Source organism: Massilia sp. CT11-108, from assembly GCF_047302915.1.
In the GTDB taxonomy this organism is placed as follows: Bacteria; Pseudomonadota; Gammaproteobacteria; order Burkholderiales; family Burkholderiaceae_D; genus Telluria; species Telluria orientalis.
The window spans coordinates 1-5,071 of record NZ_JBKYMO010000405.1 but is presented as its reverse complement, the minus strand read 5'-3'; the positions used below and the strand labels follow the sequence as shown (position 1 = coordinate 5,071).

General features: G+C 68.7%; 3 protein-coding genes and 1 pseudogene. 3 read left to right on the top strand and 1 reads right to left on the bottom strand.

Annotated elements, in window-relative coordinates; genetic code table 11:
• Window positions 1-45: 45 nt before the first annotated feature.
• Genes ACEN88_RS24045 through ACEN88_RS24035 form a run of 3 tightly spaced genes read left to right on the top strand, consistent with a single transcriptional unit; the run spans window position 46 to window position 4,842 of the window.
• Window positions 46-252: a YfiR family protein gene (locus tag ACEN88_RS24045; protein ID WP_413343712.1), complete on the top strand. Its 207-nt coding sequence runs from the start codon at window positions 46-48 to the stop codon at window positions 250-252.
• Between the two features lie 4 nt (window positions 253-256).
• Entirely contained in the window at window positions 257-2,263 is a 2,007-nt protein-coding gene (locus tag ACEN88_RS24040) for an ATP-binding protein (protein WP_413343711.1), read from the top strand.
• Entirely contained in the window at window positions 2,260-4,842 is a 2,583-nt protein-coding gene (locus ACEN88_RS24035; RefSeq protein ID WP_413343709.1) for an EAL domain-containing protein, read from the top strand. Before ACEN88_RS24040 ends, ACEN88_RS24035 begins: the two co-directional genes overlap by 4 nt.
• Window position 4,843: 1 nt before the next feature.
• On the opposite strand, the pseudogene ACEN88_RS24030 reads toward ACEN88_RS24035, so the two are convergent.
• Window positions 4,844-5,071, bottom strand: a pseudogene (locus ACEN88_RS24030) (thiamine-phosphate kinase); the annotation flags it as partial.

Here is a 5,071-nt window from a genome sequence, read left to right as displayed (position 1 = left end):
TGATGGTCTTTTCACGCGCAGGCGCGCGGCCTGCACGTCCTGTACGTGGCCGCGTCGCCCGCGCGCGGCCGGTTGCTCGCGGCCGTGCGCAGCCAGCCCGTATTGACGGTGTGCGACGGCGTCCCCGCACCCGGTTGCGTCGTCGGACTCGTGGCCGACGGGGATCGCCTGCGGCTGCGCATCGACCGGCTCGAAGCGATGGCCGCGCAGCTGCGCATCAGCGCGCGCCTGCTGGCGCTGGCGACGTGGTGATGCCATGATCCGTCCGCGCCGCTCCATCCGCGAAAAACTCGTCACGATCGTGATGTCGACGACGCTCGCCGCGCTGGCCGTGTCCGTCGGCACCGTCGTCGTCTACGACCTGCGCAGCTATAAACACGCGCTGCTGACCGACCTCGCGACGCAGGCCGAACTGGTGGGGCACATGACGTCGGCCGCGCTGGCCTTCGACGACGCGCGCCTCGCGCGCGAGAACCTGGCCCTGCTGCGCAGCCGGCCGTCGGTGCGCGCCGCCGCGATCTACGACGAGAAGGGCGCGCTGTTCGCGACCTATGTGGCGCCCGGCGCGGACAGCACGTTCCCGGTGCGGCCCGCGAAGGGCGGCCGGTCCGTGCATGCGGGCGGCACGGCAACCTATGTCGGGCGCGGCGACGAACTGGTGCTGTACAAGCCGATCAGCGAAAACGGCGACCTGCTCGGCACCGTCTACCTGCGCTCGGAAAACCAGCTGATGGAACGCATGCGCGACTACCTCGTCATCTGCGCGTGCGTGACGGTGCTGGCCCTGTTCACCGCGTGGCTGCTCGTGCGCCGCCTCGGCCACACGATCACGACGCCCATCGATGCCATCACCCGCATCGCGCGCGAAGTCGTGGCGCGGCGCGACTATTCGCGGCGCGCACCGCGCATCAGCGAGGACGAGGCGGCGGAACTCGTCGACTCCTTCAACGCGATGCTGACCGAGATCGAACAGCGCACGCGCGCGCTCGAAGACTCGAACCGCGAGATCGCGCGCCTGAACGAAGGCCTGGAAGCGCGCGTGCAGGAACGCACGGCCCAGCTGGAGCTCGCCAATTCGGAACTGGGACTCGCGATCGACGAAGCGCGGAATGCCAACCAGGCCAAGTCCGCGTTCCTGTCGTCGATGAGCCATGAGCTGCGCACGCCGCTCAACGCCATCCTCGGCTTCGCGCAGATCCTGGCATCGAAGGACATGCCGACGACGCCGGAGCAGAAGCTCGAATTCTCCGGCCATATCCTGAAATCCGGCCGGCACCTGCTCACCCTGATCAACGAGATCCTCGACCTGGCCAAGGTCGAGGCGGGGGCCGTGAGCCTGTCGATGGAGCCGGTGCTGCTGGCCGAGGTGCTCGCCGAATGCGAGGGCATGATCGCGCCGCTGGCCGCCGCGCGCGGCGTGCGCGTGCTGTTCCCGGAGGCGCCGGCGGCGCGCCTGCTGGCCGACCGTACGCGCCTGAAGCAGGTCCTGCTGAACCTGTTGTCGAACGCGGTGAAGTACAACCGCGACGGCGGCGCCATCGTCGTCGATTGCGCGCAACCGGCGCCGCAGCGCCTGCGCCTGTCGGTGCAGGACACGGGCATGGGCTTGAGCCCTGAACAGGTCGCGGGCCTGTTCCAGCCCTTCAACCGCCTGGGCCAGGAAGCGGGCACGCAGGAAGGCACGGGCATCGGCCTCGTGGTGACGCGCCGCCTCGTCGAGCTGATGGGCGGCGAGATCGGCGTGACCAGCAGCCCCGGCGTGGGCAGCGTGTTCTGGATCGAGCTGGCCGTCGCCGGTACGGATGGCGCGTTGCCTGCCGCCCCGCCTGCCGCGCGGTCGGTGCCCGTCCCGGCGGACGGCACCGGACCCGGAGAGCCGCATACGGTGCTGTACATCGAAGACAATCCGGCCAACCTGAAGCTCGTGCAGGAGATCGTGCGCTTCCGGTCCGACCTGCGCCTCGTGAGCGCGCCGGACGGCCACTTCGGCCTGTCGCTCGCGCGCAGCCAGAAACCCGACGTCATCCTGATGGACCTGAACCTGCCCGGCCTCTCCGGGTTCGAGGTCCTGGCGCAGTTGCGCCGCGAACCCGAGACCGCGCGGATCCCGGCCATCGCGGTATCCGCCAACGCCATGCGCGCCGACATCGACCGCGCGCTGGCGGCCGGCTTCACGTACTACCTGACCAAGCCGATCGACATCGGCCAGTTCAACGAGGCCATCGACGCCGTACTGTCAGCCCGAATGAGGACGACCCCATGATTTCCCCCACCGACATCCGCCACGCGCACATCCTCGTCGTCGACGACGAACCGGTGAACGTGCAGCTGCTCGAGTTCCTGCTCAAGACCAGCGGCTACGAGCACGTCGCCAGCACCACCGACCCGCGCCAGGTCGCCGCGCTGCACCTGCAGCATCGCTACGACCTGATCATCCTCGACCTGCAGATGCCGCACATGGACGGCTTCCAGGTGATGGAAGCGTTGAAGCCGATGGAGCGCGAGTCCTGGCTGCCCGTGCTCGTGGTGACGGCGGAGCCGGACAAGAAGCTGGCCGCGCTGGAAGCGGGCGCGCGCGACTTCATCGGCAAGCCGTTCGACACGGTGGAGGTCCTGACGCGCATCCGCAACCTGCTCGAAGTGCGGCTGTTCCACAAGGAGTCGCAGGACTACGGCGCGCGCATGGAGCGCACGGTGCGCGAGCGGACGGCCGAGCTGCAGCGCTTCCGCGGCGCGATGGACGCGACCACCGACGCCATCTTCCTCGTCGACGCGCGCACGATGGCGATGGTCGACGTCAGCGACGGCGCCTGCCGCATGCTGGGTTTTTCGCGCGAGGCGTTGCTGCGCATCGATCCGGTGGCGCTGGGCCTCGCGGAACGCGCTCAGCTCGAACGCTATGCGGACCCGGCGTCCACGTCGCGCGAGCACGACATCGTCGAGACGGAGCTGCTGCGCGCGGACGGGCAGGGCGCGGTGCCGGTCGAGATCAGCTGGCAGCTGCAGCAGCAGGACAACAGCCACCGCATCCTGATCGCCGTCGCGCGCGACATCAGCGAGCGCCTGCAGGCCGCGCAGCGCCTGAAGCACATGTCGAACTACGACAGCCTGACCGGCCTGCCGAACCGCAGCCTGTTCTTCCACACGCTGCGCGACGCCATCGAACTCGCGCAAGACAAGAACTGGCGCATCGCCGTGCTGTTCATCACGCTCGACCGCTTTAAAATCGTCAACGACTCGCTCGGCCCCGCGTTGGGCGACGAGCTGCTGCGCCAGTTCAGCACGAGACTGGTGCGCTGCGTACGCCTGCGCGACACGATCGGCCGGCTCGGTGGCGACGAGTTCGCGCTGATCCTGACGATGACGCGCGAGCAGACGGAGGACGAAGCGGTCAGCGTCGCCAACGAGGTGCGCGAGGCGCTGCGCGCGCCGTTCGACCTGAACGGCCAGCAGGCCGTGCTGACGGCCAGCATCGGCATCGCGATGTACCCGGACGACGCCACGGACCCGGGCACGCTGGTGAAATACGCGGACGTGGCGATGGTGCGCGCGAAGGAGGCGGGCCGCGACGGCTACCGCTTCTTCACGGCCGGGATGAACGTGCAGGTGCTGGCGCGGCTCGACCTCGAACTGGCGCTGCGCGCGGCCATCGACGGCGAGCAGTTCGAGCTGCACTACCAGCCCAAGCTGGACCTGAACACGGGCCGCGTGACCGGCGTGGAGGCGCTGCTGCGCTGGCGCCGTCCCGGCGTCGGCCTCGTGTATCCGGCCGAATTCGTGCCCGTCATGGAAGACACGGGCATGGTCGTGCGCGTGGGCGCGTGGATCATCGACGAGGCCTGCCGCCAGATCGCCGCGTGGAATGCGGAGGGCGTGCGCGACGTACGCGTGGCCGTCAACGTGTCGAGCCGCCAGTTCGTCGAGGGCGACCTGGAAGGCGACATCCGCGCGGCGCTGGCGGAGCACCGCGTGGATCCGGGCCTGCTCGAACTGGAGCTGACGGAAAGCGCGCTGATGTCGAACTTCGAGCACACGGTGCAAGTGCTGGAGCGGTTGAAAGCGCTGGGTATCCGCATCGCCATCGACGATTTCGGAACCGGCTATTCGAGCCTCGCGTACCTGAAGCGCTTCCCGATCGACAAGCTGAAGATCGACATCGCGTTCGTGCGCGACATCACGACGAACCCGGACGACGCCGCGATCGCGCTGGCCATCATCAGCATGGCGCACAGCCTGCACATGCAGGTGATCGCGGAGGGCGTGGAATCGCGCGCGCAGATGGCGCTGCTGCGCCGCCACCGCTGCGACGAGATCCAGGGTTTTCATTTTTCGCGCGCGCTGCCGCCGGCCGACCTGGCCCGGCTGGTGCTGGAGAACCGCGCCCAGCCGACGCGCCCGGCGGAGGACGACCGCAACGTCCAGACGCTGCTGCTGGTGGACGACGACGTCAACGTGCTGGCCGCACTGCACCGGCTGTTCAGGCGCGACAACTACCGCGTGCTGACGGCCGCGTCGCCCGCCGAGGGCTTCGAATTGCTGGCGCTGTACCACGTGCAGGTGATCCTGTGCGACCAGAAGATGCCCGTGATGAACGGCACCGAATTCCTCAGCAAGGTCAAGGAGATGTATCCGGACACGATGCGCATCATCCTGTCCGGCTACACGGGCGTGGAGACGGTGCTCGATTCGATCAACCGGGGCGCCATCTACCGCTTCTACACGAAACCGTGGAACGAGACGGAATTGCGCGACAACGTGCGGCTCGCGTTCCGCCAGTACTGGCTCACGCACGGGCCGTACGATGACCGCAAGACGCCGCGCGGTGACGAGGAAGCGGCGTAGGTCAGCCCGCGCTGAAATGGTCCCAGCCGGCCAGCTGCAGATCGAGATCTGTGCCGTCCGCATCGACGAGACGCAAGCCCCGTTCGGAAGTGATCGACCCCACCCGCGTCACGGCCGTCCCGCTGGCCGCGCCGGCGGCCACGATCGCATCGCGCTGCGCCACCGGCGCCGTGAAGCACAGTTCGTAATCGTCCCCGCCGGCCGCGGCGAAGCGGCGGCGTAGTCCGAT

Bases quoted from the DNA above. Each gene is read 5' to 3' on its own strand.
- ACEN88_RS24040 (WP_413343711.1), top strand. From the start codon at position 257: ATGATCCGTCCGCGCCGCTCCATCCGCGAAAAACTCGTCACGATCGTG.
- ACEN88_RS24035 (WP_413343709.1), top strand. From the start codon at position 2,260: ATGATTTCCCCCACCGACATCCGCCACGCGCACATCCTCGTCGTCGAC.